24 protein-coding genes are annotated in these 25953 nt (G+C 39.1%); 21 read left to right on the forward strand and 3 right to left on the reverse strand.

Annotated elements, in window-relative coordinates:
• Nucleotides 1-430 precede the first annotated feature (430 nt).
• From GZH82_RS01075 to nagA, 10 genes are read left to right on the forward strand one after another with little or no spacing between them, the layout of a single operon-like run.
• Entirely contained in the window at nt 431-1141 is a 711-nt protein-coding gene (locus tag GZH82_RS01075; RefSeq protein ID WP_162680931.1) for a GntR family transcriptional regulator, read from the forward strand.
• Between the two features lie 28 nt (nt 1142-1169).
• A complete protein-coding gene (locus tag GZH82_RS01080) occupies nt 1170-2285 on the forward strand; it encodes an SIS domain-containing protein (protein WP_162680932.1) in 1116 nt (371 codons plus the stop codon).
• 6 nt (nt 2286-2291) lie between these two features.
• Entirely contained in the window at nt 2292-3230 is a 939-nt protein-coding gene (locus GZH82_RS01085) for a 1-phosphofructokinase family hexose kinase (RefSeq protein ID WP_162680933.1), read from the forward strand.
• Nucleotides 3224-4165, forward strand: coding sequence for a tagatose 1,6-diphosphate aldolase (locus tag GZH82_RS01090; RefSeq protein ID WP_162680934.1), 942 nt, complete (start codon nt 3224-3226; stop codon nt 4163-4165). Before GZH82_RS01085 ends, GZH82_RS01090 begins: the two co-directional genes overlap by 7 nt.
• A 12-nt stretch (nt 4166-4177) precedes the next feature.
• On the forward strand, nt 4178-5950 hold the full coding sequence (locus GZH82_RS01095) for a glycoside hydrolase family 35 protein (protein WP_162680935.1): 1773 nt from the start codon (nt 4178-4180) through the stop codon (nt 5948-5950).
• A 14-nt stretch (nt 5951-5964) separates the two neighbouring features.
• Complete coding sequence (locus tag GZH82_RS01100) at nt 5965-6444, forward strand: PTS sugar transporter subunit IIB (protein WP_162680936.1); 480 nt, start codon at nt 5965-5967, stop codon at nt 6442-6444.
• 21 nt (nt 6445-6465) lie between these two features.
• Nucleotides 6466-7365, forward strand: a complete 900-nt coding sequence (locus tag GZH82_RS01105) for a PTS mannose/fructose/sorbose/N-acetylgalactosamine transporter subunit IIC (RefSeq protein WP_019166807.1) — start codon at nt 6466-6468, stop codon at nt 7363-7365.
• The gene (locus GZH82_RS01110; RefSeq protein WP_162680937.1) at nt 7352-8236 is read left to right on the forward strand and encodes a PTS system mannose/fructose/sorbose family transporter subunit IID; all 885 of its coding nucleotides are present in this window, start codon (nt 7352-7354) and stop codon (nt 8234-8236) included. Before GZH82_RS01105 ends, GZH82_RS01110 begins: the two co-directional genes overlap by 14 nt.
• A 21-nt stretch (nt 8237-8257) precedes the next feature.
• Nucleotides 8258-8656, forward strand: coding sequence for a PTS sugar transporter subunit IIA (locus GZH82_RS01115; protein ID WP_162680938.1), 399 nt, complete (start codon nt 8258-8260; stop codon nt 8654-8656).
• A gap of 31 nt (nt 8657-8687) precedes the next feature.
• The gene (nagA, locus tag GZH82_RS01120) at nt 8688-9845 is read left to right on the forward strand and encodes an N-acetylglucosamine-6-phosphate deacetylase (protein ID WP_162680939.1); all 1158 of its coding nucleotides are present in this window, start codon (nt 8688-8690) and stop codon (nt 9843-9845) included.
• Nucleotides 9846-10746: 901 nt separating this feature from the next.
• On the opposite strand, the gene GZH82_RS01125 is transcribed toward nagA, so the two are convergent.
• Nucleotides 10747-11262: a YceI family protein gene (locus GZH82_RS01125; protein ID WP_162680940.1), complete on the reverse strand. Its 516-nt coding sequence runs from the start codon at nt 11260-11262 to the stop codon at nt 10747-10749.
• Between the two features lie 442 nt (nt 11263-11704).
• On the opposite strand from GZH82_RS01125, the gene ptsG reads away from it, so the two are divergent.
• From ptsG to GZH82_RS01155, 7 genes are all read left to right on the forward strand, one after another.
• Nucleotides 11705-13765, forward strand: a complete 2061-nt coding sequence (gene ptsG / locus GZH82_RS01130) for a glucose-specific PTS transporter subunit IIBC (RefSeq protein ID WP_162680941.1) — start codon at nt 11705-11707, stop codon at nt 13763-13765.
• A gap of 410 nt (nt 13766-14175) precedes the next feature.
• The gene (locus GZH82_RS01135) at nt 14176-15108 is read left to right on the forward strand and encodes a lactate/malate family dehydrogenase (RefSeq protein WP_162680942.1); all 933 of its coding nucleotides are present in this window, start codon (nt 14176-14178) and stop codon (nt 15106-15108) included.
• A 31-nt stretch (nt 15109-15139) separates the two neighbouring features.
• A complete protein-coding gene (locus tag GZH82_RS01140; protein WP_162680943.1) occupies nt 15140-16501 on the forward strand; it encodes a YjiH family protein in 1362 nt (453 codons plus the stop codon).
• Nucleotides 16502-16774 carry a helix-turn-helix domain-containing protein gene (locus tag GZH82_RS14100; RefSeq protein ID WP_238989607.1) on the forward strand — a complete coding sequence of 91 codons (273 nt, stop codon included), beginning with the start codon at nt 16502-16504 and terminating at the stop codon, nt 16772-16774.
• A gap of 4 nt (nt 16775-16778) precedes the next feature.
• Nucleotides 16779-17342 (forward strand): IclR family transcriptional regulator, encoded by a 564-nt coding sequence (locus GZH82_RS01145; RefSeq protein ID WP_238989608.1) that lies wholly within the window; start codon nt 16779-16781, stop codon nt 17340-17342.
• 226 nt (nt 17343-17568) lie between these two features.
• Nucleotides 17569-17772, forward strand: coding sequence for a helix-turn-helix transcriptional regulator (locus tag GZH82_RS01150; protein WP_162680944.1), 204 nt, complete (start codon nt 17569-17571; stop codon nt 17770-17772).
• The gene (locus tag GZH82_RS01155) at nt 17769-18494 is read left to right on the forward strand and encodes a DUF3169 family protein (protein ID WP_162680945.1); all 726 of its coding nucleotides are present in this window, start codon (nt 17769-17771) and stop codon (nt 18492-18494) included. The genes GZH82_RS01150 and GZH82_RS01155 overlap by 4 nt, the downstream gene beginning before the upstream one ends.
• A gap of 134 nt (nt 18495-18628) precedes the next feature.
• Here the strand turns inward: GZH82_RS01155 and GZH82_RS01160 are convergent, their stop codons facing one another.
• Together GZH82_RS01160 and GZH82_RS01165 are read right to left on the reverse strand one after the other, a co-directional pair.
• Nucleotides 18629-19672: a zinc-dependent alcohol dehydrogenase family protein gene (locus GZH82_RS01160; protein WP_162680946.1), complete on the reverse strand. Its 1044-nt coding sequence runs from the start codon at nt 19670-19672 to the stop codon at nt 18629-18631.
• A 299-nt stretch (nt 19673-19971) separates the two neighbouring features.
• Entirely contained in the window at nt 19972-21576 is a 1605-nt protein-coding gene (locus GZH82_RS01165; RefSeq protein ID WP_162680947.1) for an L-lactate permease, read from the reverse strand.
• A 465-nt stretch (nt 21577-22041) separates the two neighbouring features.
• Between GZH82_RS01165 and bioD the strand changes: the two genes are divergently transcribed.
• From bioD to GZH82_RS01185, 4 genes are read left to right on the forward strand one after another with little or no spacing between them, the layout of a single operon-like run.
• A complete protein-coding gene (bioD, locus tag GZH82_RS01170) occupies nt 22042-22719 on the forward strand; it encodes a dethiobiotin synthase (RefSeq protein ID WP_162680948.1) in 678 nt (225 codons plus the stop codon).
• A complete protein-coding gene (bioA, locus tag GZH82_RS01175; RefSeq protein WP_162680949.1) occupies nt 22709-24064 on the forward strand; it encodes an adenosylmethionine--8-amino-7-oxononanoate transaminase in 1356 nt (451 codons plus the stop codon). The genes bioD and bioA overlap by 11 nt, the downstream gene beginning before the upstream one ends.
• A complete protein-coding gene (locus GZH82_RS01180; protein WP_238989609.1) occupies nt 24061-25188 on the forward strand; it encodes an aminotransferase class I/II-fold pyridoxal phosphate-dependent enzyme in 1128 nt (375 codons plus the stop codon). The genes bioA and GZH82_RS01180 overlap by 4 nt, the downstream gene beginning before the upstream one ends.
• The gene (locus GZH82_RS01185) at nt 25188-25880 is read left to right on the forward strand and encodes a 6-carboxyhexanoate--CoA ligase (RefSeq protein WP_162680951.1); all 693 of its coding nucleotides are present in this window, start codon (nt 25188-25190) and stop codon (nt 25878-25880) included. Before GZH82_RS01180 ends, GZH82_RS01185 begins: the two co-directional genes overlap by 1 nt.
• Nucleotides 25881-25953 lie beyond the last annotated feature (73 nt).

A 25953-nucleotide genomic window follows, 5' to 3' on the forward strand; every position in this document is an offset into this window, starting at 1 on the left:
CACTCCTCAAAAGATTAATTGAATAGAATATATAATTTTTATACTTTTTTGTAAACCCTTACAACTCCGCTGTTATGGTATTTTTGTCAGGTTGTAGGATGGGAAATAATACCACTTTTTTAACGCAATTCAGCTCTTTTGGAATGACAAAAAATGTATACAGCGACATTGTTTGTTGCGATTGTTCAATAATGCGCAAACTAAAAAAATATTAGAGTGGTTATAACCAGAAAAATGATAGAAAAAATTTTTTTGAGCAATGATTTTGATAGGGTTTTCTAAAAGTGCAACAATAGGGTTGCAATTTGCTATAGAGAATATTGTAAACGCTTTATTTAAAAAGGCGAAAATTAATATTAAAGCCTTTACAAAAATAGTAAGAGTCTTTATAATTTAAGGTGGTTATAACCAGTAGGCGGTGAACAATGTCATGTCTGAAAAATTACTATTGTACTATCAAGTGTACAAAGGCATTCATAGTCGTATTAAGGCTGGTGAGTATAAAGAAGGCGATAAAATACCATCAGAACGTAAGCTGTGTGAGCAGTTTGGTGTAAGTCGAATTACTGTGCGTGAAGCTTTAGATCGCTTAGAAAAAGATCATGTCATTAAACGCGAACACGGCAAAGGATCCTTTGTGCTTGGTAGTCAATATACACAGTTTTTGAACGAACTTTATAGTTTTAAAGATGAAATAGAAAAGAATGGTGATGAGGCGAGTACAAAAATGTTAAGCATTAAACTCATTCCATCTACCACGTTTTTGCAAGAAAAAATGAATTTGAAACCCTATCAATATGTTTATGAATTAAAGCGCTTACGACTTTCGAATGATGTTCCGCTCATATACGAGGTGAGTTATTTGCCAATGCGTTTTTGCGAAGGGCTCGAGCAATTTGATTTTAATCGTGTCTCTCTCTATGAAACGCTCAATCGTCATTACGGTTTGCAAATAACGAATGCTTGTGAGAATTTGACGGCGAGTAAGTTGAGTAAAGAACATGCGAAATTGTTGAATGGTGTAGTTGATGACAGTTGTATGTTTATTGAACGCTTTAGTTATGTAGATGAAGATTTGATTGAGTTTACACAAAGTATTGCAAGTGGACATAAATATAAATACACCGTGCAATTGATGTAATCATAAAAATGATATGGGAGGTAGTATTGTGTTACATGAAACAGATACTTATCGCGAAATAAAGCAACAACCACAAACTTTGAAAAAAACGTTTGATATTGTTCAAGGACAACAAGAGGCATTCAACCAATTTGTGAATCAAATCGAACAAGAACATGCAGGGAAAAAATTAAAAGTGCTTTTCACAGGCGCAGGATCAAGTGCCTATGTCGGTGATGTCGCACGTATGGCACGCAACACGTCTGTGATGCCAAACTTTGAATTTGAATCTGTACCGACAACGCATTTTGTGACAGACCCACAACTTTATATCGATGAACAAACGGCCTATCTTGTTGTGTCATTTGCGCGTTCAGGTAACAGTCCAGAAACGAAAGCGACAGTCGAATTTGTGAATGAACTTTCTCAAAGTGTGTATCACTTATTCATTACAAATAATAAAGACGGTTTCTTAGGGACATACGAAGCGGATAAAGACAATGTGTTCAAAGTGATCTTGCCTGAAGAAACAAACGACAAGTCACTCGCAATGACATCAAGCTTTTCATCAATGTTATTTGCAAGTTACTTACTCTTTGGTGGTAAAGTGAGTCCACAATTTTTCGAGATTGCAGAATCAAACTTTGAGTGGCTCGAACAACAAGCTCAAGCTGTGAATGCAATGACATTTTCAAAAGTGTTCTACGTAGCGACAGGCTTGATTGGTGAGTTAACAAAAGAAGTGAGCTTAAAACTGAACGAATTAACTGCAGGACAAACAGAAATCGCGCGTGAAACAACGTTAGGTTTCAGACACGGTCCTAAAGCAGGCTTAGGCAAAGATGCCATATTTATTATGATGCGTAGTAATGGTGCATATCACCGTCAATACGAAGATGACTTGATTAAAGAAGTTGGCCAAGTGAAAGATCGTTACAAAATGTACATTTTAGACGGTCAAAGTGAAGCAGGTGAGCATACTGTCCAATTGCCACAATCTGAATCATTATCAGATATAGAACTTGCATTGCAATATTTGATGTTTGGGCAGTTACTCGCTGCACAACGTTCTGATGCATTAGGTTTAAATCCGGATAACCCAAGTCCAGACGGCTTTATTAACCGTGTTGTTAAAGGGGTAACGATTTATCCAGTTAAAGGGTGATGAATAATGATTGCAACACATACGTTTAATCCATCTGTAGACATCACGTACGAAATTGACCCGCTCGTGGTCGGTGAAGTCCATCGTGTCAAACAGAAAATTGAAAATCCAGGTGGTAAAGGGATTAATGTGACGAAAGTGCTCAATCAATTAGGCGCGACGCACTGTGCTTTTGGCTATCTCGGAGGTGCCAATGGTCAGTGGATGGCTGACACGTTGAAAGGGATGGGCATTACAAGTGCGTTTACGTTAATCAAAGGACAGACAAGGCAAAGTTTAGCGTTGAATGATGGCCAAGCCCAAACAGAAGTACTTGAGCAAGGTCCAACGATTTCAGAAAGCGAACAACAAGCTTATTTTGAAAACGTCACACAACATGCTGCAGATGCGAAAGTGATGACGATTAGCGGAAGTTCACCGCAGTTCGAAACGCATTCGAAGTTTGACCATATGGCACGCATTTTAAAAGCGTTCCCACATACGTATAATATTGTCGATACACATGCGGGCGAGTTAAAAGCGTTGTTAGAAGCTCAGTTGCCGATTCACTGTATTAAACCGAACCAATCTGAATTTGAAATGTTAGTCGGTGAAACACAGTTAACGATTGATGATTGTGCACGTTTGTTACAAACACATGCGTATTTTAAAAATTGCGATGTCTTTTTAACGCTAGGTGGAGACGGTGCGCTTGTGAAGTGGAAGCAAGACATTTATCGTGCGACATTGCCACATAAGGACATTGTCAATCCAGTCGGTTCGGGTGATTCAACTGTGGCAGGCATTGCTTACGGTGTGGATCAAGATTTAGCGCCTGAAGCGTTAATTCGTCAAGCTTTAGCATGTGGGACATCGAATGCTTTACAAGAAAAAACAGGCTTTATTGATGTCAATCAAGTCGCTGAAATTAAAAATGAAATAGAAGTGGAGAGATTTGAATGGTAAAAGATTTAAGTCGTTTAGTAGATGAAAATGGAATTTATGCAGCAGTGGCAGTAGACCAACGTGGCGCATTAAGAAAATTGCTAGGTGACACAGGCACACCTGAAAACTTGTCATTATTTAAAAAATTGGTGGCAGAAGTGTTAACGTCACACGGTTCTAGCTTTTTAGTAGACCCTGAATATGGTTTAGATGCTGCAAAAGCGAAAGATGCAAAAGCAGGCTTAATCTTATCTTATGAACAAACAGGTTATGATAAGTCTCGTCCTGGACGTTTACCACGTTTAATTGAAGATCAAAGCGTACGTCGTCTTGTTGAAGCGGGTGCAGACGCAGTGAAGTTCTTGCTATACTATGATGTAGATGAATCAGACGAAATCAACCAAAAGAAACAGGCGTTGATCGAACGTGTAGGAACAGAGTGTCAAGCTGAAAACGTCCCATTTTTACTTGAAATCTTAACTTACGATGACAGCATTGGTGACGAAAAAGGTGAAGCATTTGCAAAAGTTCGTCCACACAAAGTTAACGAAGCAATGCGTGTATTTAGTGAACCACGTTTTCAAGTAGACACATTGAAAGTGGAAATTCCAGTAAACATGAACTTTGTTGAAGGATTTGGAGACAAAGCAGTGATGACACAAGCAGAAGCGGCAGAAGCGTTTAAAGCGCAAGATGCAGCAACAAACATCCCTTATATTTACTTAAGTGGTGGCGTATCTGCACAATTATTTATGGATTCACTCCAATTTGCAGCTGACAATGGTGCACATTTCAACGGTATTTTATGTGGTCGTGCAACATGGAAAGGTGCAACTACAGCACTTGTAGACGCAGGTGAACAAGAAGCAAAAGCATGGTTGGAAAGTGAAGGTCTTGATAACTTGAAAGCGCTTAATGAAGTGAATGTAAAAACAGCAACACCAATTCAATCTTAATGAGGTGATTATGTGAGTCGTTTCAAAATAAGCGATACATTTTTATTAGATGACAAACCAATCAAGATATTGTCCGGTGCCATCCATTACTTTAGAATACCAAAGGATGACTGGGAAGATTCATTATACAATTTGAAAGCACTCGGATTTAATACAGTGGAAACTTATGTCCCTTGGAACTTTCATGAAACGATTGAAAATGCATACGACTTCAAAGGACATAAAGATTTAAAACATTTTATTGAACTTGCAGCAACGCTTGGACTTTACGTCATCGTACGACCATCTCCGTATATTTGTGCGGAGTGGGAGTTCGGTGGATTTCCAGCGTGGTTACTTAATGACCGTACAATGCGTATCCGTTCGAGAGATGAGAAATATTTAGAAAAAGTGAAAAAATATTATCATGAACTGTTTAAAATCTTAACGCCATTACAAATTGATCAAGGCGGCCCGATTATCATGATGCAAGTCGAAAATGAATACGGTTCATTCGGTCAAGATCACGCGTATTTACGTGCACTTGCTAACATGATGCGTGAAGAAGGTGTCACTGTACCTTTCTTCACATCAGACGGTGCTTGGGATCAATGTTTAAGAGCGGGTAGTCTCATTGAGGATGATATTTTACCGACAGGCAATTTTGGTTCTCGTACAGTTCAAAATTTTGAAAACTTAAAGACGTTCCAACAAGAATTCAGTAAAAAGTGGCCGTTAATGTGTATGGAATTTTGGGATGGCTGGTTTAATCGCTGGGGTGAACCTGTGATTAAACGAGACAGTGATGATTTGTCTGAAGAAGTGCGCGATGCAGTGAAATTAGGCTCACTTAATTTATATATGTTCCATGGCGGGACAAACTTTGGTTTTTGGAACGGTTGCTCTGCACGTGGTACGAAAGATTTACCACAAGTCACATCTTATGACTATCATGCGCCGTTAGATGAAGCAGGTAATCCAACAGAAAAATACTTCGCTTTACAAGAGATGCTCAAAGAAGAAATTCCTGACATTGAGCAACATAAACCAAGAACGAAAACATTTATGTCAATGAAAGATATTCCATTGGCAGACAAAGTGAATTTATTCGAAGTACTTGAAGACATTTCGACAAAAACGACAAGCTTCTACCCACAAACGATGGAAGAAGCGGGTTCTGGCTATGGTTATATGGTGTATCGTACACGTATCCATAAAGCGACAGAACAAGAAAAATTACGCATTGTAGACGCAAGAGACCGTGTCCACTGTTTTGTAGACCAACAGCATGTCTACACAGCGTATCAAGAAGAAATTGGAGGTCAATTTGAAGTCACATTAACTTCTGACCAACCACAAATCGATGTGCTCGTTGAAAATATGGGGCGTGTCAACTACGGCTACAAATTATTAGCACCGACACAACGTAAAGGTTTAGGTCAAGGACTCATGCAAGATCTTCATTTCGTACAAGAGTGGGAACAATTTGATATCGACTTCGACCGTTTAACGGCAGATCATTTTAAACGCGAATGGTCTGAACAACAACCTGCTTTTTACAAATACACATTTGACTTAGCAGAGCCGAACAATACGCACATTGATGTAAGCGATTTCGGCAAAGGTGTTGTACTCGTCAACGGATTCAACATCGGTCGTTATTGGGAAATTGGACCGTCACAGTCGCTCTACATTCCTAAAGCATTTTTGAAACAAGGACAAAATGAAATTATCGCGTTTGACTCAGAAGGAAAACATTCAGAAAGTATCCAACTGATTGAAACACCAAAATTTTCTGAAGTATAAGGAGAGGATTTATAATGGCAATTATTGGAAGCAGAATCGATGGTAGATTAATTCACGGACAAGTGGCAAACTTATGGGCAACAAAATTAAACATTGGACGTTTTATCGTTATTGATAATGAAGTCGCTCAAAGCGATATCGACAAACAAGCATTAAAACTTGCGACACCAGCAGGGATTAAATTAAGTGTATTACCAGTTGAAAAAGCAGCTAACAACATCAACAATGGTAAATATGATTCACAACGTGTGATGGTGATCGCAAAACGTCCTGATCGCTTTGTTGAACTTGTGAACAATGGCGTAAAAATTGAAGAATTGAACGTAGGGAACATGTCACAAACAAATGAAACACGTTCAGTAACAAACTCAATCAACATTACTGACGAAGATGTAGACAACTTCAAATTTTTACAAGAAAAAGGTGTCAATATCATTTCACAAATGGTACCAAACGATAAATCAGTTGACTTTATGTCATTAATCAAAAAATAGAACTATCAGGAGGCGTTTCTATTGGACATTTTATGGTGGCAAGTATTGCTCTTAACGCTGTACGCAGGTTATCAAATTTTAGATGATTTGCAATTTAATATTTTTGGACATCCTGTATTTGCAGGGATTATTTCAGGTTTAATCATGGGCGATATTACTACCGGTTTAATTATCGGTGGGGGTATGCAGTTAACAATTCTAGGGGTAGGTACATTCGGTGGTGCATCAAGAATCGATGCGAACTCAGGTACGGTATTAGCGGTTGCATTCTCAGTAGCACTCGGAATGAACCCACAACAAGCCCTTGCGACACTTGCTGTACCTGTAGCGAGCTTAATGATTCAAACAGATATTTTAGCGCGTTTCACAAACACATTCTTTGCACATCGTATTGATAAAAAAATTGAACAAATGGATTACAAAGGTATTGAACGTAACTACTTATACGGTGCAATTCCATGGGCGTTATCTCGTGCGATCCCAGTATTTTTAGCACTTGTATTCGGTGGTAGCGTTGTAGGTAAAATCGTTGACTACTTAAACGGTGACTTAAAATGGTTAGGTGACGGTTTAACAGTTGCAGGTGCGGTATTACCAGCAGTCGGTTTCGCTATTTTATTACGTTACTTACCTTTGAAAAAACATTATCCTTACTTTATTTTAGGTTTTATCATTACAGCATTAATGGTAACAGTCTTTAACGGTTTATCAGGTTTAGGTACATCAGTTGCAGGTTTAGACAAAAACTTTACAATGTCATTCTCATCATTACCAATGTTAGCGATTGCAGCGATTGGTTTTGCTTTAGCGGCAATGGAGTATAGTCGAAGTTCACAATCTAAAACAATAGCTGCAAATCATGGCGGAAACCAAGCAACAGATGCGGACGATGAAGGAGAGATTGACGATGACGAATTATAATCAAACGGAAACACAAATTTCTCAAAACGCTGATGCAAATTCAAAGTTAACAGGAACAATGCCTCAAACACCTTATAAACTGACTGATAAAGACTTTAGACAAATCAACATACGTAGCTTATTGTTCTTCCAATGGGGTTGGAACTACGAGCGTATGCAAGGGTCTGGTTATTTATTCACGATCCTTCCACAATTACGTAAAATTTATGGTGACGATTCACCTGAATTACAAGAAATGATGCGAACACACGCGCAATTCTTCAATACAAGTAACTTCTTTAACACGATTATTACGGGTATTGATATTGCGATGGAAGAAAAAGAACGCTATGCATCAAAAGAATCTGTCAAAGGGATGAAAGTCGGCTTAATGGGACCATTTGCGGCTGTAGGGGATGCGATTTTCGGTTCATTAGTCCCTACAATTTTCGGTGCCATTGCAGCAAACATGGCGCAAGACGGTAACCCATTCGGTGCATTACTTTGGTTTGTCGCAATGCTTGCTATTATCGTATTCAGATGGAAACAATTGAAATTCGCATACAAAGAAGGGATTTCACTTGTGACAACGATGCAACACCGCTTAGAATCATTAACGAATGCAGCAACATTGCTCGGGGTATTCATGGTCGGTGCACTCGTCGCAACGATGATTCGTGTTCAATTTGCTTGGAAACCAAAAATTGGTGATTTAACAGTCAACATTCAAAACAATGCCGACATGATTTTACCAAGATTATTACCTTTGATTATTGTATTTGCGATTTACTGGTTATTAGGACGTAAAAAAATGAACTCAACACGTGCAATCTTTATTGTGATTATTGTTTCAATTATTTTGTCAGCGTTGGGTGTTATTTCAAAAATTTAATTCGATGGGAGCATTTGGACTATGGAAAAGTTAATCCTTGTGAGTCACGGCGCTTTTTGTGAAGGGCTTAAAGACAGTGTAGAAATGATTCTTGGGCCTCAAGATTACATTCATACTGCAGCATTGACACCAGAAATGGGGCCTGAAGATTTTGAAAAAGCATTAGACACACTCATTGATGAAGGCGATCAAGTGACAGTTTTTGCAGATTTATTAGGCGGTACACCAGCGAATACCGTTTCTAAAAAAATTATGAATGGGGCAGACTTAAACCTTTATGTAGGGATGAGCTTACCAATGGTGATTAGCTATATTAATGGTAAAATGATTGGTGAACAACCTGACTATGTGCAAAAAGCGCAAGAAGGTATCATTTACGTCAACGCGCTGTTAAATCAAGACGATGACGAGGATGAATAAAACAATCAAATTATAGTAAAGAAGGTATACTATGACATATGCAATTACAAATGGCGTCATTTATACAGAAGACGGTGTGATCTCAGACGGCTACCTTATTGTGGAAGACGGCAAAATTAAAGCGATTGAAACGGGTGCGTATACTGGAGACTTAGAAGTTGTAGATGCAAAAGGGCGTCACATCTTACCAGGTTTCATTGACGTGCATATTCACGGTGGTTATGGTGAAGATGCGATGGATGGTTCATACGATGGCTTGAAATATTTAGCTGAACATCTACTGACAGAAGGCACAACAACATTTTTAGCAACAACGATGACACAATCTCAAGAAGCGATTGAAAAAGCACTGCGCAATATTAGTGTTTATCATCAGCAACAAGATGTGACGAATGCTGCTGAAGTGGGTGGTGTGCATTTAGAAGGGCCGTTCATTTCTGAGCATAAAATCGGAGCACAAAATCCAGCATTTATTCAAAGACCGACTGTTGAATTGTTGCGTCATTTCCAAGAGACTGCGACAGGACTCATTAAAATCGTGACGATTGCACCTGAAGTTGAAGGCGCAAGTGAAGTCATTCAAACGTTAAAAGATGAATTTATCTTTTCAATGGGACATACTGAAGTCGACTTTGATCAAGCGAACACAGCAGCAGCAGAAGGTGTCAAACACGTTACACACTTGTACAATGCGGGTGTCGGTTTCCATCATAGAAATCCAGGCATGTTTGGTGCGGCATGGACAAACGAACAATTAAGTACAGAAGTCATTGTCGACGGGGTACATTCACACCCTCAATCAGTCGCAATTGCATACCAACATAAAGGTCCAGAAAAAATGTATTTAATTACGGATGCGATGCGTGCAAAAGGAATGCCAGAAGGTGACTATGAACTAGGTGGTCAGAAAGTGATTGTGAAAGATCATGAGGCACATTTGGAAACAGGCTCTTTAGCAGGAAGCATTTTGAAAATGAATGACGGTTTACGCAATTTGATTCAATTTACGGGCGAGCGTTTAGAAACGTTATGGCCTATTACAAGCTTGAATCAGGCGAAAGCGTTGAAGATTGATGATCGCAAGGGAAGTATTGCGGTAGGTAAGGATGCCGATCTTGTGATTGTAGATGATGAAATTCAAGTATATCAAACGATTAAAATGGGGCGTGTGCATGACATGATGCACTAAAGACGCTTAATGAGGGCGATAGCAATTGGGTATGAATCCAGTTGTTATCGTCTTTTTTATTTTTGGTTTTGGGGAAGAACGGATGGCTCGATAGGTGTACATATCAGATTGGGAATATTGTTTGAGTGAAATAATTCCAAAAAATCATATTTCGTGTTATACTTAATGTAAATGAAAAGGCAATGTGCACGAACACATTGCCAGTAAGCCCGTTATCAAGACGGTGACATTGGTGAAAATAACCATTCCACGTTTAGTCAAAAGTTAGAGGAATGGTTATTTTTTTTGATTATTCAGTGTAACTACGACTAAACCGATGATTGATATCACAATCATGAGCATTTCGTAATCAGACATGCTGCTTTACTCCTTTCTAGGAGCAACAACTATAATCATAGGCATCACCCCTTTTTCAAGAGATTAGCCACCATCTTATCCAACTTGCTTACAAGAGATATTATAGCACATAAAATTTATTACGCTATTTATTATGTAATGAAATTTAGTGTTATAATGAAAATACAATGTGCACGAACACATTGCCAGTAAGCCCGTTATCAAGACGGTGACTTTTGGGGAAATAACCATTCCTTCCTGGTCGAAAGTTGGGAATGGTTATTTTTTTTTGATTATTCAGTGTAACTACGACTAAACCGATGATTGATATCACAAACCGGTGAAAATAACCACCCTACCTTTGTTAAAAGCAATACAGCTAAAATAAGCATAAGTAAAATGGCTATCACATAAAGTATTATGTTAACCTCCTTAAATTAAGATGACATCAAAAAGTGTTGCATATTGAGCATAGCAAGCACTACAAAATGTTATATGTATTACAAAACAAAGCGCACTGAATGGTTCGTCCCATCCAATGCGCTTCTCTTCACAAGCATATCCATTAACCTTCGATAGTAAACTCGCCATGGAATTCGAATTTAACATCTTTACCAAGCATAACGCCACCTGTTTCTAAAGCTTGGTTAAAGTTCATACCATATTTTTCACGGTCGATTGAACCTGTTACTGTGAAACCAGTCACTTGACCACCGCTAAGTGGGTTGTCGCTCACACCGTGTTGTTCAAAGTCAAATGTTTCTTCGTTTGTTTGACCAGCAATGGTTAAATCACCAGTAATTTTGTTTTCTGTAATTGTTTTACTTCTGAAAGTAATTTGTTGATGAGACTCTATATTAAAGAAGTCTGCTGTTTTTAAGTGATTGTCACGATCTGGATTTTTTGTATCGATTGAATCTACATTAATTGTTGTGACTGTTTCTAATGAACTTAAGTCATCAAGGTCACCTTTCACATCAACTGTATAGTCGTTAAAAGTTCCTTTAATTCTTGAAACCATTAAGTGTCTAATTGAAAATTCTAATGAACTGTGTACTGGATCGAATTTAAGGTTAGTCATAGAAATACCCTCCGTAGCAAATAGTTTGATTTTATTCGTGATATAAAAAATATACCATAAAGATAAATGTTTGTAAAGTTAAATAGTTTTTAACTGCTTATCATAATGTTGCAATTATTAATAATGAAGACTAAATATATGTTTCCAAATAGTTGTACGGACATTATGGAAGAATGAAAGAAACGCGTCAAAGAAAAGGACTTGAGTTGATACGGAAATTTTTTCACATAGATAGATAACATGGAGGAGACTGTTCACTTTTTCGGAATAAAAGTAAAAAAAGTTATTGTGAAGTGCACAATCACATTGTATAATGAAAGCGGTTAACTGAATAGCGTGTTACTGGTAAAACAGGCATGAGCAAAATGTAAGCTATTAAAAAATAGTTTTGTTTGCGCATGCCTTTTTTTATATATTATTGATTGATAAGGGGTGTTTTAAAGTGTTTAAGCTCTTTTTTGGACAATTACAAAGAGTTGGGAAGGCGTTAATGCTTCCTGTTGCCATTTTACCGGCTGCGGGGATTTTACTTGCACTAGGGAATGCCATGCACAATGATCAGTTAGTATCGTTGGCGCCATGGTTGAAGCATGAAGTATTTGTCATTCTTTCCACAATTATGGAATCAGCAGGTCAAGTGGTATTTGATAACTTACCATTACTTTTTGCAGTAGGGACAGCGTTAGGTTTAGCAGGTGGCGATGGTGTTGCAGCATTAGCAGCATTGGTCGGTTACTTAATTATGAATGCAACGATAGGTAAAGTAATGCATATCGGAATCGATCAAATCTTTTCTTTTGCTGATGGTGCAAAAACATTAAGTCAAGCGAATAAATTGCCACAACATGCCTTAATTTTAGGTATTCCAACATTACAGACAGGTGTGTTTGGCGGTATCATTATGGGTGCGTTAGCGGCATGGTGTTACAACAAATTTTATAATATTACGTTGCCACAGTTTTTAGGTTTCTTTGCGGGTAAACGTTTTGTACCGATTGTGACATCATTAGTTGCGATTGTAACAGGGGTTGTGTTGGCGTTCGTTTGGCCACCGATTCAAGAAGGGCTTAACGAATTATCGAACTTCTTATTAAACAAAAACCTTGTATTAACGACATTTATTTTTGGAATTATTGAGCGTTCATTGATTCCGTTTGGTTTACATCATATTTTCTATGCGCCGTTCTGGTTTGAATTTGGTTCGTATGTGAATCAAGCGGGTGAATTGGTTCGAGGTGACCAACGTATTTGGATGGCACAAATGAAAGATGGCGTTGCATTTACAGCCGGTGCTTTCACAACTGGTAAATATCCATTCATGATGTTTGGTTTACCAGCTGCAGCATATGCGATTTATCGACAAGCACGTCCAGAGCGTAAAAAGATTGTCGGTGGTTTGATGTTATCCGCAGCATTAACATCATTCTTAACAGGGATTACAGAACCATTAGAGTTCTCATTCTTATTTGTTGCGCCAATTTTATATGCAGTACACGTATTATTAGCAGGTACGTCATTCTTAGTGATGCACTTATTAGACGTTAAAATCGGGATGACATTCTCAGGTGGTTTTATTGACTATATTTTATACGGTTTGCTGAATTGGGATCGTACGCATGCTTTATACGTCATTCCAGTGGGTATCGTTTATGCGATCATTTACTACTTCTTATTTACTTTTGTGATCAAGCATATGAATTTAAAAACACCTGGTCGTGAAGATGAAGTTGCAGAGGCAAGAGATACGTCAGTTGAGCGTTTACCATTTGATGTACTTGATGCGATGGGTGGCAAAGACAACGTGAAACATTTAGACGCATGTATTACGCGTCTCCGTGTGGAAGTACATGATAAAGCGAAAGTCGATGTGAATGCACTGAAAGAATTAGGTGCCGCGGGTGTGCTTGAAGTTGGTAACAACATGCAAGCCATTTTTGGACCGAAATCGGATCAAATTAAGCATGATATGACACTCATTATGAAAGGTGAAATGACGAGTCCGAGCCAAACGACGGTCTCTGAGGAGGATGAAGCCGTGCATATTGATGGCTCGAGAAGTGTGACAATTGTTGCACCGTGTGATGGAGAAGTGATTCCGTTATCAGAAGTGCCCGATCAAGTCTTTTCAGGTGGTATGATGGGTGACGGTGTTGGCCTTATCCCACGTCAGTCTGAAATTGTCGCGCCATTCCATGGTAAAGTGAAAGCCTTATTCCCAACGAAACATGCAATCGGGTTAGAATCAACAGACGGGGTAGAATTGCTGATTCATATCGGTATTGATACAGTGAAATTAAATGGAGAAGGCTTTGAAAGTTTCGTTAAAGTCGGTGATGAAGTTGCTGAAGGTCAATTGTTGATGAAAGTGGATTTAGAGTATCTGCAACAACATGCGCCAAGTATTGTGACGCCGATGATTGTGACAAACTTAGGAGAGCGTAAAATTGAAGTAGAAGATGTTAAGGAAGTTGAGAAAGGTCAAAGGGTGTTCACTGTTTTATAACGGATAGAGTGAACGAAGGTGCTGTATCGGTGTTTGTTTAAATGCTGATATGGCATCTTTTTTATGCATTTTGAATACATATGTTGTAAGTCGAAAATACTTAGATTGCTTTAACCATTTCTCTTTTTTCAAGGAATTTCCCCAACTAAATTTGTCCGAATCTTACCTCAAACTAATCAGCTTGCTTTCAATACGTAACGTCATTCCTTTTTCCATTTACAGCGAAATCAACCGCTTTTAGCCCCCCAAAAAAACTTATAAATACGTAACCTGGTGTGGTCGGCTAGGTTATTTTTTCAAGTTATGACATATTTGTGATTTATTTCACAAAATCATTGTTTCGCCATTAAGTTTGAGGTATGCTTGAATCGAAAAATGAAACACGTTCCATTTTGAAAGGGTGAAATGGTATGAGCAAAGTGAGTATTATTGGTGCGGGTGCGGTAGGTTCGACTGCTGCGTATTTGTTATCTGAAACGCCATGGGTAAGAGAGATTGTGTTGGTGGATGTGGATCAGAATCGAGCTCAAGGTCAAGCGTTAGATATGATGCATGGTGCCGGTGTATCACAAGCGAAACGTGTCATTGCAGGAGATTATGAGGCAACAAAAGGTTCGGATGTCATTATTATTACGATGGGTGTACCAGAAAAGGTAGGGGAGTCTCGCCTTATTCCATTGCAGAAAAATGCGGATATTTTAAAAGAAATTGTGCCGAAAATGACAGGGTATAGTCCGAATGCCAAAATCGTAACAGTAAGTAATCCGGTCGATATATTAGCGTATACGACTTATCAAATGAGTCGAAAGGCACCTTCAGATGTGATAGGTTTAGGGACATTGCTCGATACGTCGCGTCTGAAATATTTGTTGAGTGAATACTTTAACGTCAGTCCAAAAAGTATTGAAGCGACTGTTGTAGGGGAACATGGTGATTCGCAAGTCGTGCTTTGGCGTCATGTCCGTATCGGTGGTCTGTCGTTAGAAGCATTTGCCGCATCTCAAAATATGACGTTACCAGATGACTTTAAAGAAACGATGGCACAACGTGTGAAAGATACTGCCTTTGATGTATGGAAAATGAAAGGACCGAATTGTTATTGTGTAGCGAATGCGATTCAATGTTTGGTAGAAGCACTATTGAGCCCAGAACGACGCGTATTGCCGGTGTCGAACTTATATACGACATCGACAGGTTTGACGGTTTATATTAGTCTGCCAAGTATTGTGAGTGAACAAGGGGTTGAACAAATGCTGCCTGAATTACTGGATGCAGAAGAGGAAGCACAATTGAATGCTTCGTGCGCAGTGATGGATGACTATATTCAACAATTGACTTTGTAATGAAGTAAAGACCAATGACAAGGAAGTTTTGATGATGAAAAATAATTTACAACAACCGACAACTGGCAAAGTAGATATGAAAAACTTGATGAAATTTATTGTTGCGACACTTTTAGGGATTATTATTGTGCTCATTCCATTTTCTTTTGCGAACGGTGTTGATACGATTTTATTTCACGTTATAAAGACTTTTGTTTCAACGTTTCAAGAACCCATCACTCGGTTGATTGCGCTTGTCTTTTGTGTTAGTGCAATGATGGCTGTGATTGACCAAATTTGGAAACCGGATTGGATTCGTAACAATACGATGTTGAAACCACTTTTTTCGACAACGCCATTTTATACGATAAATCGGATACTCGGTACGTTGATTACTTTGATGTGTTTATTTCAAGTCGGGCCATTGTTTTTAACTTCGGAAGAGACAGGGATGACGATGGTGAATTTAGCCGTTCAATTATCTGTCATTGTTCCGATTATGTTACTATTCCAAACATTAATTTTAGAATTTGGTGCGATGGAGTTTATCGGTGAGCTTATTGGATTTTTAATTAAGCCAGTGTTTAAAATCTCTGAAATTTGTGCAGTCAGTGCGATAAGTGCGTGGGTCGGACCAGGGAATGCAGCGATACTGGCTTCGAAGGAATTATTTGAAAAAGGGTACTACACAGTGAAAGAGACAGCGATACTCGGAAGTCAGTTTTCAACATCAAGTATTGGTTGGGTCGTGTTAGTGTGTAGTGTGCTCGGTGTCGTTGATGATTTCGGTATGATTTTCTTAGGAATTACAGTGATGGGTATGATTGTCGCATTTATCAGTGTGCGTATTCCACCCATTTCGCGTTATCCGGATGTGTATGTCGACGGGACCCCATTAAAAGAAGTGCAAACGTCAGCACAACAGTCTAAACTTAAAACGGCGACAACACAAGCGACTGAACGTGCAGCAAAAGTGACAGCACAAAATTTTATCAGTAAAAAAGACAATATGATGTTCTATGTTGTTTGGTTAATGCCAATCATCGTTTGTTGGGGAACATTAGCACTTGCTATTTCCGTTTATACGCCTTTACTTGCTTGGGTTTCTTACCCAGTTCAATGGATTTTACAATTCGCAGGTATACCGGAAGCGGCTGTCACAGCGAGTGCGATCATGTCAGGCTTTGCGGATAATTATTTACCTGTCATTTTAGGAGCGAATTTAACAGAGTCAACAAGTAAAGTGTTGATTGCGATGATGAGTATTTTACAGTTGATCTTTTTATCCGAGATTGCAACGTTGCTCACATCAGCGAATGCGGTTCAAAAGTTTTCGCACATTGTCATTATTTTCTTACAACGAACTTTCATCGCATTACCGTTTGTTATAGTTTTTGTGAAACTTTTCTTTTAAATGAAATCACAGAAACGGTGGGGGATTGATGTGGCCGAATATACGCCTATTAAAACTGTCATTCAAGCATTTGAAATTTTAGATATATTGTCTCAACATCAAAAAATGGGAATCAGTGAGATGGCGAGACTGACGACGTTACCGAAAAGTACGATTTATCGCAGTTTAAGAACTTTAGTGGATTTGAATGTCGTTGCGCAAGATAAAGATGAAAATTATCACCTCGGTTTTGAACCTCTCATGACTAAAGTCACGAGTATTCTCGGCTTTTGATAAAATGTTGAAATATCAAAACCATATGAAGCAAACGGACTCATTGATTCATCACCTCAAACCGTTTATGCGTCGGTTGGTGGAAAAAACCGGAGAAGCTATTAATTTGGGAATATTGGTCAATCAAGAAGTGTGTATTTTGCATACGGAACATGGTGAACAGTATACATTACAAGCTCAACTCGGTCCAACATCGATGTTACATTGTTCATGTATGGGGAAATGGTTTTTAAATATGTTTTCAGATGAGGCGTTAGAAGCTTATTTTAAGACGGCTACATCACGTACCATCCATACGATGACAGAGGTTGGAGCTTTTAAGCATTGTATGGCGACGCGTCCACACCAAGATATTGTGGTCGATCGTGAAGAATATGAATACGGATTGATGTGTATAGCGACACCGATTATAGATGAATCAGGCGTTATTCAGGTTTCGATGAGTATTTCAGGTCCAGTCAGTCGATTAGAACATAAAGGGTTGAATTTGATGCAAGAGGCGCTACTTCAAGAAGCAACAAGAACGAGTGATTACTTGCAAGATATCGGTTATTGGATATCGGGATGAGCGGCTTGAATTTACAATAATGAGATCCGTTCAGCGTGAGACTTGTTTTACGACATTTTAATATTGAAGGGCTAGGACTTTACATGGTCCTAGCTTTTTTGATATGCGTAACGAACTTTTAAGGGAATGTTAGATTTAAAACACATTGAATATTTTCTGATTTGACTAATGTACTTGTCAAAATGACTAATAGCATATATATTGAATGAAGTAAGGAGTTGAAGGCATGAAAAATAGGTTGAAGGAGCTGCGGGCACGTGACGGCTACAACCAGACACAACTCGCGAAAAAGGCAGGTATTTCACGTCAAACGGTCTCATTAATCGAACGCAACGGGTTTACACCTTCGATACTGACGGCGATTAAAATTGCACGTATATTTGGAGAACCGGTAGAGAATGTCTTTATCATAGAGGAGGGAGATTTATGAAAGTATGGCGTTATTTATCGTTTGTACTTCTCGGCGGTGTCGTCGGTGTTTTCGTTTCATTATTGATAAGTGGAATAGACTTTCAACATATCATCCAGCACATCGATTTTATGAATCAACAATTTATGATGATTTCATGTGTCATCGTCACGCTATGTATCGTTGGGCTGACATTATGGCAATATCAAACACAGAAGGCAGCATTAAAACTGAAGTCTTGCGTAGATCATCAGACAGAAATTGAGGAAACCGATACACTGGAAAACCAAGCGAATATGAAGTTTTTAAAAGTCAGTATCATTGTTTACGTACAATATTTCATTAGTTTTATTTACTTTTTCATCCTTGCGTTAGGGAATAAAGGGGATACGGCATTAATAACAGCAGTGATTCCGTTTCTTTTTACAGTTATCCCAGCAATAATGGTAGGTTTTTTCCAAGGAAAGTTTGATCGTCGCTTTCCAAAATTAGGAGAGGCAAAATATACGGAAAAATCTTTTGAAATCATGGATGAAGGGGAACGCCATATTACTGTGGTGTCACTCTACAAGGTGTATCATATGAATTTATCATTAATTATCATTGGTATTGTATTGCTTTCGTTCTTTTCTTTAGTGACAGGTATCAATCAGTTTTTAGGTATTTTGTTTATGATTGTATTGTTTGCTTACAATGCGTTTGGTTATTTATGGAAAGTGAGTCGCTTTTATCGAGAGGGATGAGGGGAGTGTGCGGGATGTCTAACCGAACACTACCGGCATAGTTTTAAAAATGAAAAGAGTAAAGACGTCACATGAAGTGCATGTCCTTACTCTTTTTATTTTGAATGGTCATTTAAATCGATACGAATGTCAGTCTATTTGTCGTTAGAAATAATAACTTTTAATGTTCCTTCTTTAGCGGCATTACCAAACACTTCATAGGCTTCTAACATTTCATCCATTTTAAAGTGGTGTGTAATAAGCTTTTCAGGTTGAACTTTACCAGACTCTACAGTTTTTAATAATAATGGTGTAGAGTATCCACTCACAAGACCTGTTGAAATAGAGATATTTTTAATCCATAATTCTTCAAGGTGTAAATCAACTTTTGTACCGTGAACACCAATGTTAGCAATACGGGCACCAGGGCTAATAATTTTTTGACATAATTCGAATGTTGCTGGGATACCGACTGCTTCCATTGCGACATCGACCCCACGTCCACCTGTTAATTCATGAATGCGCTCTAGGACATTTTCGCTGCCACTGTTAATAGAAGCTGTTGCACCTAAATCTTTAGCGGCTTGTAAACGATTGTCATCAAGGTCAATCATAATAATCTCAGCAGGTGAGTAGAATTGTGCAGTGAGTACAGCCGCTAAACCGATTGGACCAGCGCCTACAATCGCAACAGTGTCGCCAGGGTTAACGTTCGCGCTTAATGTACCAATTTCAAAACTTGTTGGTAAAATATCGCTCAACATTACAAGCGCTTCGTCATTCGCACCTTCTGGCACACGGTGTAAACTGTTGTCTGCATGTGGAATACGCACATACTCAGCTTGCGTACCATCAATCAAGTGACCTAAAATCCAACCACCATCTTCACAGTGCGCATAAAGTTGTTTTTTACAGTAGTAACATGATCCACAAGCTGTTACTGCTGAAATAATGACTTTATCTCCTTTTTTAAATTGCGTAACTGAATCGCCCACTTCTTCAACAATCCCTACACCTTCATGGCCTAAAATACGACCATCAGTAACAGCAGGGACGTCTCCTTTTAAAATGTGTAAGTCAGTTCCGCAAATCGTCGTCTTGACTACTTTGACAATAACATCTGTTGGTTTTTGCAATTGTGGCTTTTCAACTTCGATCCATTCTTTTTTTCCAGGACCACGATAAACAAGTGCTTTCATTTTAACATTCCTCCCCCAATATTTGTCTTTATTTTCTCACTATTCTATAAATCACGTCAACAATAGTTAAAAACATTATATTAAATTTACAAGAATTTATAACTATATTATAAACCTATAAAATGATTATTCAACGTATTTTGAGGATGATATTCATCAGATTCACAGTAATGCCACAGAACGTTCATCAGTCTGAAACACTTAGGCTTGGTGGGGGAATATCATGATTAGTAATCCTTAAACCAAACATCAAAAAAGAGTGCGAAGACCTCCATAGTCCGAGCACTCTTTTTGATATGTTATAAGAAAAATGTTGCGAATACAAATGCACTGATACCTACAAGTGCACAGTATAACAATGCAGGTCCGAGTGTTTTACGAATGACACTGCCTTCTTTGCCTGCCATATTTACGACAGCACAGACTGCAACGACGTTATGCACACAGATCATGTTTCCTGCTGCACCACCGATGACTTGAGCTGCTAAGACAGTATACAGGTCAGCACCAATCGCATCTGCAATGTTCGCTTGGACAGGTGCGAATGTTAATGTTGAAACGGTTGCACTTCCTGTAATGAATGAGCCAAGTGCGCCTAAAAACGGTGCGACGAATAGCCACATATCACCAAATGTATGCGCCATACCGTTTGCGATAAATTCAGGCATGCTGAGTAAATCTTTACTGTTGAGGCCTGAGTTACTGAAGACGTGTACCATCGCTAACGTTGCAATGAGGGTGAAACCTGTCACACTTATTGTTTTGGCAGAATCTTTACATGCTTTTGAAAAGTGACGGAATGGTTTACGTTGGATGATAATCGCAAAAATGGCTGCGATGAATAAAATCGTTCCTGGTGAATAAAGTAATTGCCAACTTGATGAAATCGTGTTATATCCTAAAATTTGATTCCAAGATAAGTCGAGTACAGTTGTTGTAAATGTTTTTACTGGTGCCACAATACGTGTTAATAACAAGAGTACGACAACAATTAAGTAAGGTGACCATGCAGCCAGTAAACTCATTTCGTGTCGCTGTGATAAGTCTGAGGCTTTGTAGTCATCTGTTAGAGCCTCTGTCCATTCATTTTTAGGGACGAGCCAGCCTTTACGCGCAGTTACAACCGCAACGATTAATGTCGTTAATGAACTTAAAATGGAGACGAACTCCGGACCAGTAAGTGAAGCATAGATCCATGCAGCAACCGCATAGACGACGCCAATCAGTAATGTCCATGGCAAGATTTCTAATACGGCTTTCAATTTATTAGATTTCCCGAAGAAAATGATCATTGTTGTCACGATAATCAGTGGAATGAACACACCACTGAATAAATCAATGAATGTAATGTGAATAGCAGTTTCGGAAAATAGTTGTTCATTGGCCCTTTTTAACGTACTTAAGCCGACAATGACAGGTGTTCCGACTGCTCCGAATGAGACGGAAATACTGTCGGCAATTAACGCAGTAGTGACACTCACAAGCGGTCTAAACCCGAGTGCGACCATTAAAGGTGCAGTAACCATGGCAGGTGTTCCAAAACCAGATGCACCCTCGATTAAAGAACCAAATAAAAATGCGACGATAATGACTTGGATACGCATGTCACTGGATACACTTTGGAAACTTGCGTTGATACGTGCAACGGCATTCGTTTCACGTAATGTATTTAAGAGTGTTAATGCGCCAAATAAAATTAAAATAATTGTTAGTGTTTTATGTGCACCTTGTAATAAAGATGCACCGATCACACCTGCTTCAATGCCCCACACTGAAAAGCCGAGTAATGTTACGACGATTGCACTGATAGTCATCCCAACGAGCGCGGACATCCTTAACAAAACAAGACAAATAAATGGTGTGATGACTGCACTTAATGCAACAAGCATCATTAAAGTATTCATTTCTTGACCCCCTAAAAACTTTCTCTTTATAGACATCTAATGACTAGATGACTGTACCGATTGAATTGTAAGCGTTTTTACTATAAATTGCAATCAAATTTTTCACGTATCTTTTTTGTTTGTCACATTTCTATCAAATTTTACTATTTCACATAAATTTTTAATTCGTTTTTTCACAAAAAGGAACAAAAGATAGTGGTCTTATTAAAGGTTAAAACACTGGCTGTGTCATGAATATATATGTGGAAATCAATGTAACACTGCACATATGAAAGTCATTTATTTTTAGAGACTAATAATAATAGAATGTAACTTTTTTGAGAAAAGATACGCCACATCATAGTATGGGTTGGCGTGTGAGAGGCATGAATCTCTAATGTAAACTTAAAATAAAATATGTTTACAATAAACTTTGAAAGCAGTAACATATGAACAGTACGTAACTACAAGAATGAGGTGACAGCGATGAAACTGTTTATAACGAGTACGAATACAGATATCGGAAAAACGTATGTGACGACCCATCTGTATCATTACCTGACACGCCACGGGTTAAAGGTGCACATTATTAAGCCATTTCAAACGGAAGTGTTACCTGATGGCAAGTATCCAGATTTAGAACGTTATCAACAAATGTGTGATTTGCCCTATGCTGACACATCTTTTTATACGTTTGCAGCACCGGTTTCTCCACATTTAGCCTTTAAGTTAGAGCTGCACCAACATCTAGACCGTATGGCGATTAAAGCATGGGTTGAAGCATGGCACGCGCGATGTGATGTACTGCTCATTGAAGGGGCGGGTGGCATTGCAGTACCCATTTATGAAGACGAAGATACATTTTATATGACAGCCGATTTGATTCGTGACGTCGCGGATGGTGTCATCAGCGTTTTACCGTCACAGTTAGGGGCAATCAGTGACGCACTCGTTCATCATCATTATTTGACGACCATGCATCTTCCGCAAGCCATATTTGTGATGAATCGATACACTGATACGCCCATTGAGCAAGATAATCATCAGACGATTGAAACATTGACGGGGCGCCGTGTCGAAATCTTTCCAGAAGAGGGGACCGACAAGGACTTTTCAGCGACGTTTTTCGATCAAATTAAAGGAGTGGTAACGCATGAAGCATGAAACTTTAGTACAAAAGGATCGTGACTATGTTTGGCATCCTTTTACACAAATGGGGATGTACAATCAACAAGATCCAATCATTATTGAGAAAGGCAAGGGGAGCTATTTGTACGATACGAAAGGGCGGAAGTATTTAGATGGCTATGCGTCGTTATGGGTGAATGTCCACGGTCACCAAAATCGACAGCTCAACCGTGCGATACAGCGCCAACTGAATGCGATTGCTCATTCAACGTTACTCGGTTCATCTAACGTGCCTTCCATTTTACTCGCTGAACAATTAGTGACGATGACACCCGAACGTCTCCAAAAGGTGTTTTATTCCGATACAGGAAGTGCCGCAGTGGAAATTGCGATTAAGATGGCCTATCAATATTGGAAAAATTTGGACGCGGAAAAATATGCTAAGAAAAATAAGTTTTTGACGTTACACCAAGCGTATCATGGCGACACAATCGGCTCGGTCAGTGTTGGTGGGATTGATACGTTTCACCGCATTTTCAAAGATTTAATTTTCGAGAATATTCAAGTGCCATGTCCGTCTTTTTACCATAGTGACTATGCGTCTGAAGCGGCAATGATGGACGACATTTTAAAACAAATTGAGTCTATTTTACAAGCGCGTGCAGACGAAATTGTAGGCTTTGTAATTGAACCGCTCATACAAGGTGCGACAGGTCTTTTTGTGCATCCAGCAGGGTTTTTGAAAGCGATCGAACAGCTGTGTAGAAAGTACAATATTTTACTCATTGTGGATGAAGTCGCGGTCGGTTTTGGTCGAACTGGGAAAATGTTTGCATGTGAGCATGAAGATGTCCAACCTGACTTGATGTGTCTAGGCAAAGCGATGACAGGCGGTTATGTCCCGCTTGCGGCAACGTTAACGTCTCAAGCCGTATACGATGCCTTTTTGAGTGATACACATGCGAAACAGACCTTTTTCCACGGCCATACATATACGGGCAATCAAGTCGTTTGTGCTGTCGCGCTTGAAAATATTCGCCTATTTCAAACACGTCATCTCATCAATCATATTAAAAAAACGTCGACCACTTTACGTACATCATTAGAAAATTTGCTTAAACATCCACATGTTGGTGATGTTCGTGGTAGAGGATTGATGTATGCTGTTGAGCTCGTGGAAAGTCGTTCGGATAAGAAGCCGCTTGAAATTGCGCAAGTTGAAGCGATGATTGCGAAATGTAAAGAAGAAGGGCTGATGATTAGAAATTTAGAAAATATTATCACCTTTGTACCTGTGTTAAGTATGTCGAATCGTGAAGTGAAACAGATGGTCCGCATATTTAAAAAGGCGTTGCAGCATGTCTTAAAGGGGCGTCAATGATGGATTTACAGCGTAAGTTAGAGACCATTCAAGCAAAAGGGCAGTTGCGTCAATTGCGTGAAGTGGAAGCGGTCGATGGTAAGTGGATGACAATGCAAGGGCGTCAGTTTTTGAATTTTACGTCGAATGACTATTTAGGATTAGGACAAATGACGCATGCTGAGGTTGTGTCAGAACAGGCACAAAAACATCTCGCAAGTTCACGGTTAGTGAGTGGTAATTCAGCTTTATATACGAAGATCGAAAGGTTGCTAAGCACACACTTTCATTTTGAAGATGCATTGGTCACGACGAGTGGCTATGATGCGAACTTAGCGGTGATGCAAGCCTTTCAAGGTGAAGGGGTAATCGTGTTTTCTGATGCGGCGAACCATGCCAGTATCATTGATGGAATACGATTGAGTCGGCTTAAGAAAGTCATTTATCCGCACAATGATATCACAGCGCTAGAAAAAGTATTGTTTCAATATCCTGAAATGATGACCAAAGTTGTCGTGACAGACAGTGTCTTTTCTACTTATGGCGACTTTGCGAATCTTGATGCACTCGTTCAGTTAAAAGCGAAAATACCGAATATGTGGCTCATTGTGGATGATGCACACGCTTTTGGACTTCACTTGCATACGTATTATTCGAACATTGATATTTTAACGACCAGTTTATCCAAAGGTGTAGGTGCACATGGTGGCGCAATTTTATGTTCATCACTTTTTAAACAAGTGTTAATTAATGTCGCGCGACCAGTCATCTATTCTAATGCATTACCACAACTTCAGTTAGCCCAGTTATACGAAAATTTGAAAATAATGTTGGCACAACCTGAAAAGGCACAAGTATTGCATCAATTAAGTGACACATTCAACCAGTTGTATCATCGTGACTTTGGCGTACCATACGAAGGACCCTCAACGACCCCGATTAAGTGGCTCTCTTTTGATGATGCTCATGAAATCGAACGCGTCTATCAAGCGTTGTTGGCACAAGGAATATGGGTGAGCTATTTCAGATATCCGACTGTCGCTCGGCCGATATTGCGCGTCTCACTTTCTTTATTTCACGAGGTCCATGATTTGGAATATTTATTCGAACAATTATCGTGTGCGCGTCGCAAGGAGGTGCGATAATGTACAGTGTTAAAATGAGGGCGAATCAGGACGGTGTTCATATTAGTGGTGCTGAAACGATTTGTGAAGCACAAAAGATTCCGGCAGTCCTTCAAACATTTTTCGATAAAGGGTTTCAGCATGAAAATGGTGATGTCGACTTTTTGAATTTAAAAATTGAAAAAATTGCAAACCCATTGTATCCGCTTGAGGCTTTACCGATTATCGAAAATACACCGCATACATTAGAGGTGTTGTGTGGGATGCATGGGATTACGAAAGAGGCGCTTGATAAAGGGATGGGCTATATTTTTGATGACACGCAGTATAGAGGTGCGATCATCGTCTCTGCTCAAACAGGAGAACGTTTAGATCAAACAGGCGCAAAAGGTGTTCGCGTGACCCACTTTTGTTTTGAAGATCATGCGCATACGCCACTCGTCAGCTCACGTATTCAAGATGCTTTGACGATAGCGACATGTATCACAGCATTCGCACAAGTGAAAGGGGAATTGTGTGTATCGGATGATTTACATTACACGACAGGCTATTTTGCCTCTGCACAACGCGGTTACCATCGCGTACGCCATCTTAAACCAATCGGAACACGTGATGGCGGGCGTGTCATTTTTGTGGATGAGATGCTACCGATTGACGACTATATCGTATTTTTACAACAGCAACCGAAACAAGTCATTCGCCATGAACAATAGCAATCAGTGGTCACTTTTCTTTTAAAAAAAGGAGGTGACCCCTGTTTTTTTGGACGCAACACGAAGCGACTCA

It is taken from the genome of Staphylococcus sp. MI 10-1553 (genome assembly GCF_010365305.1).
GTDB lineage: Bacteria > Bacillota > Bacilli > Staphylococcales > Staphylococcaceae > Staphylococcus.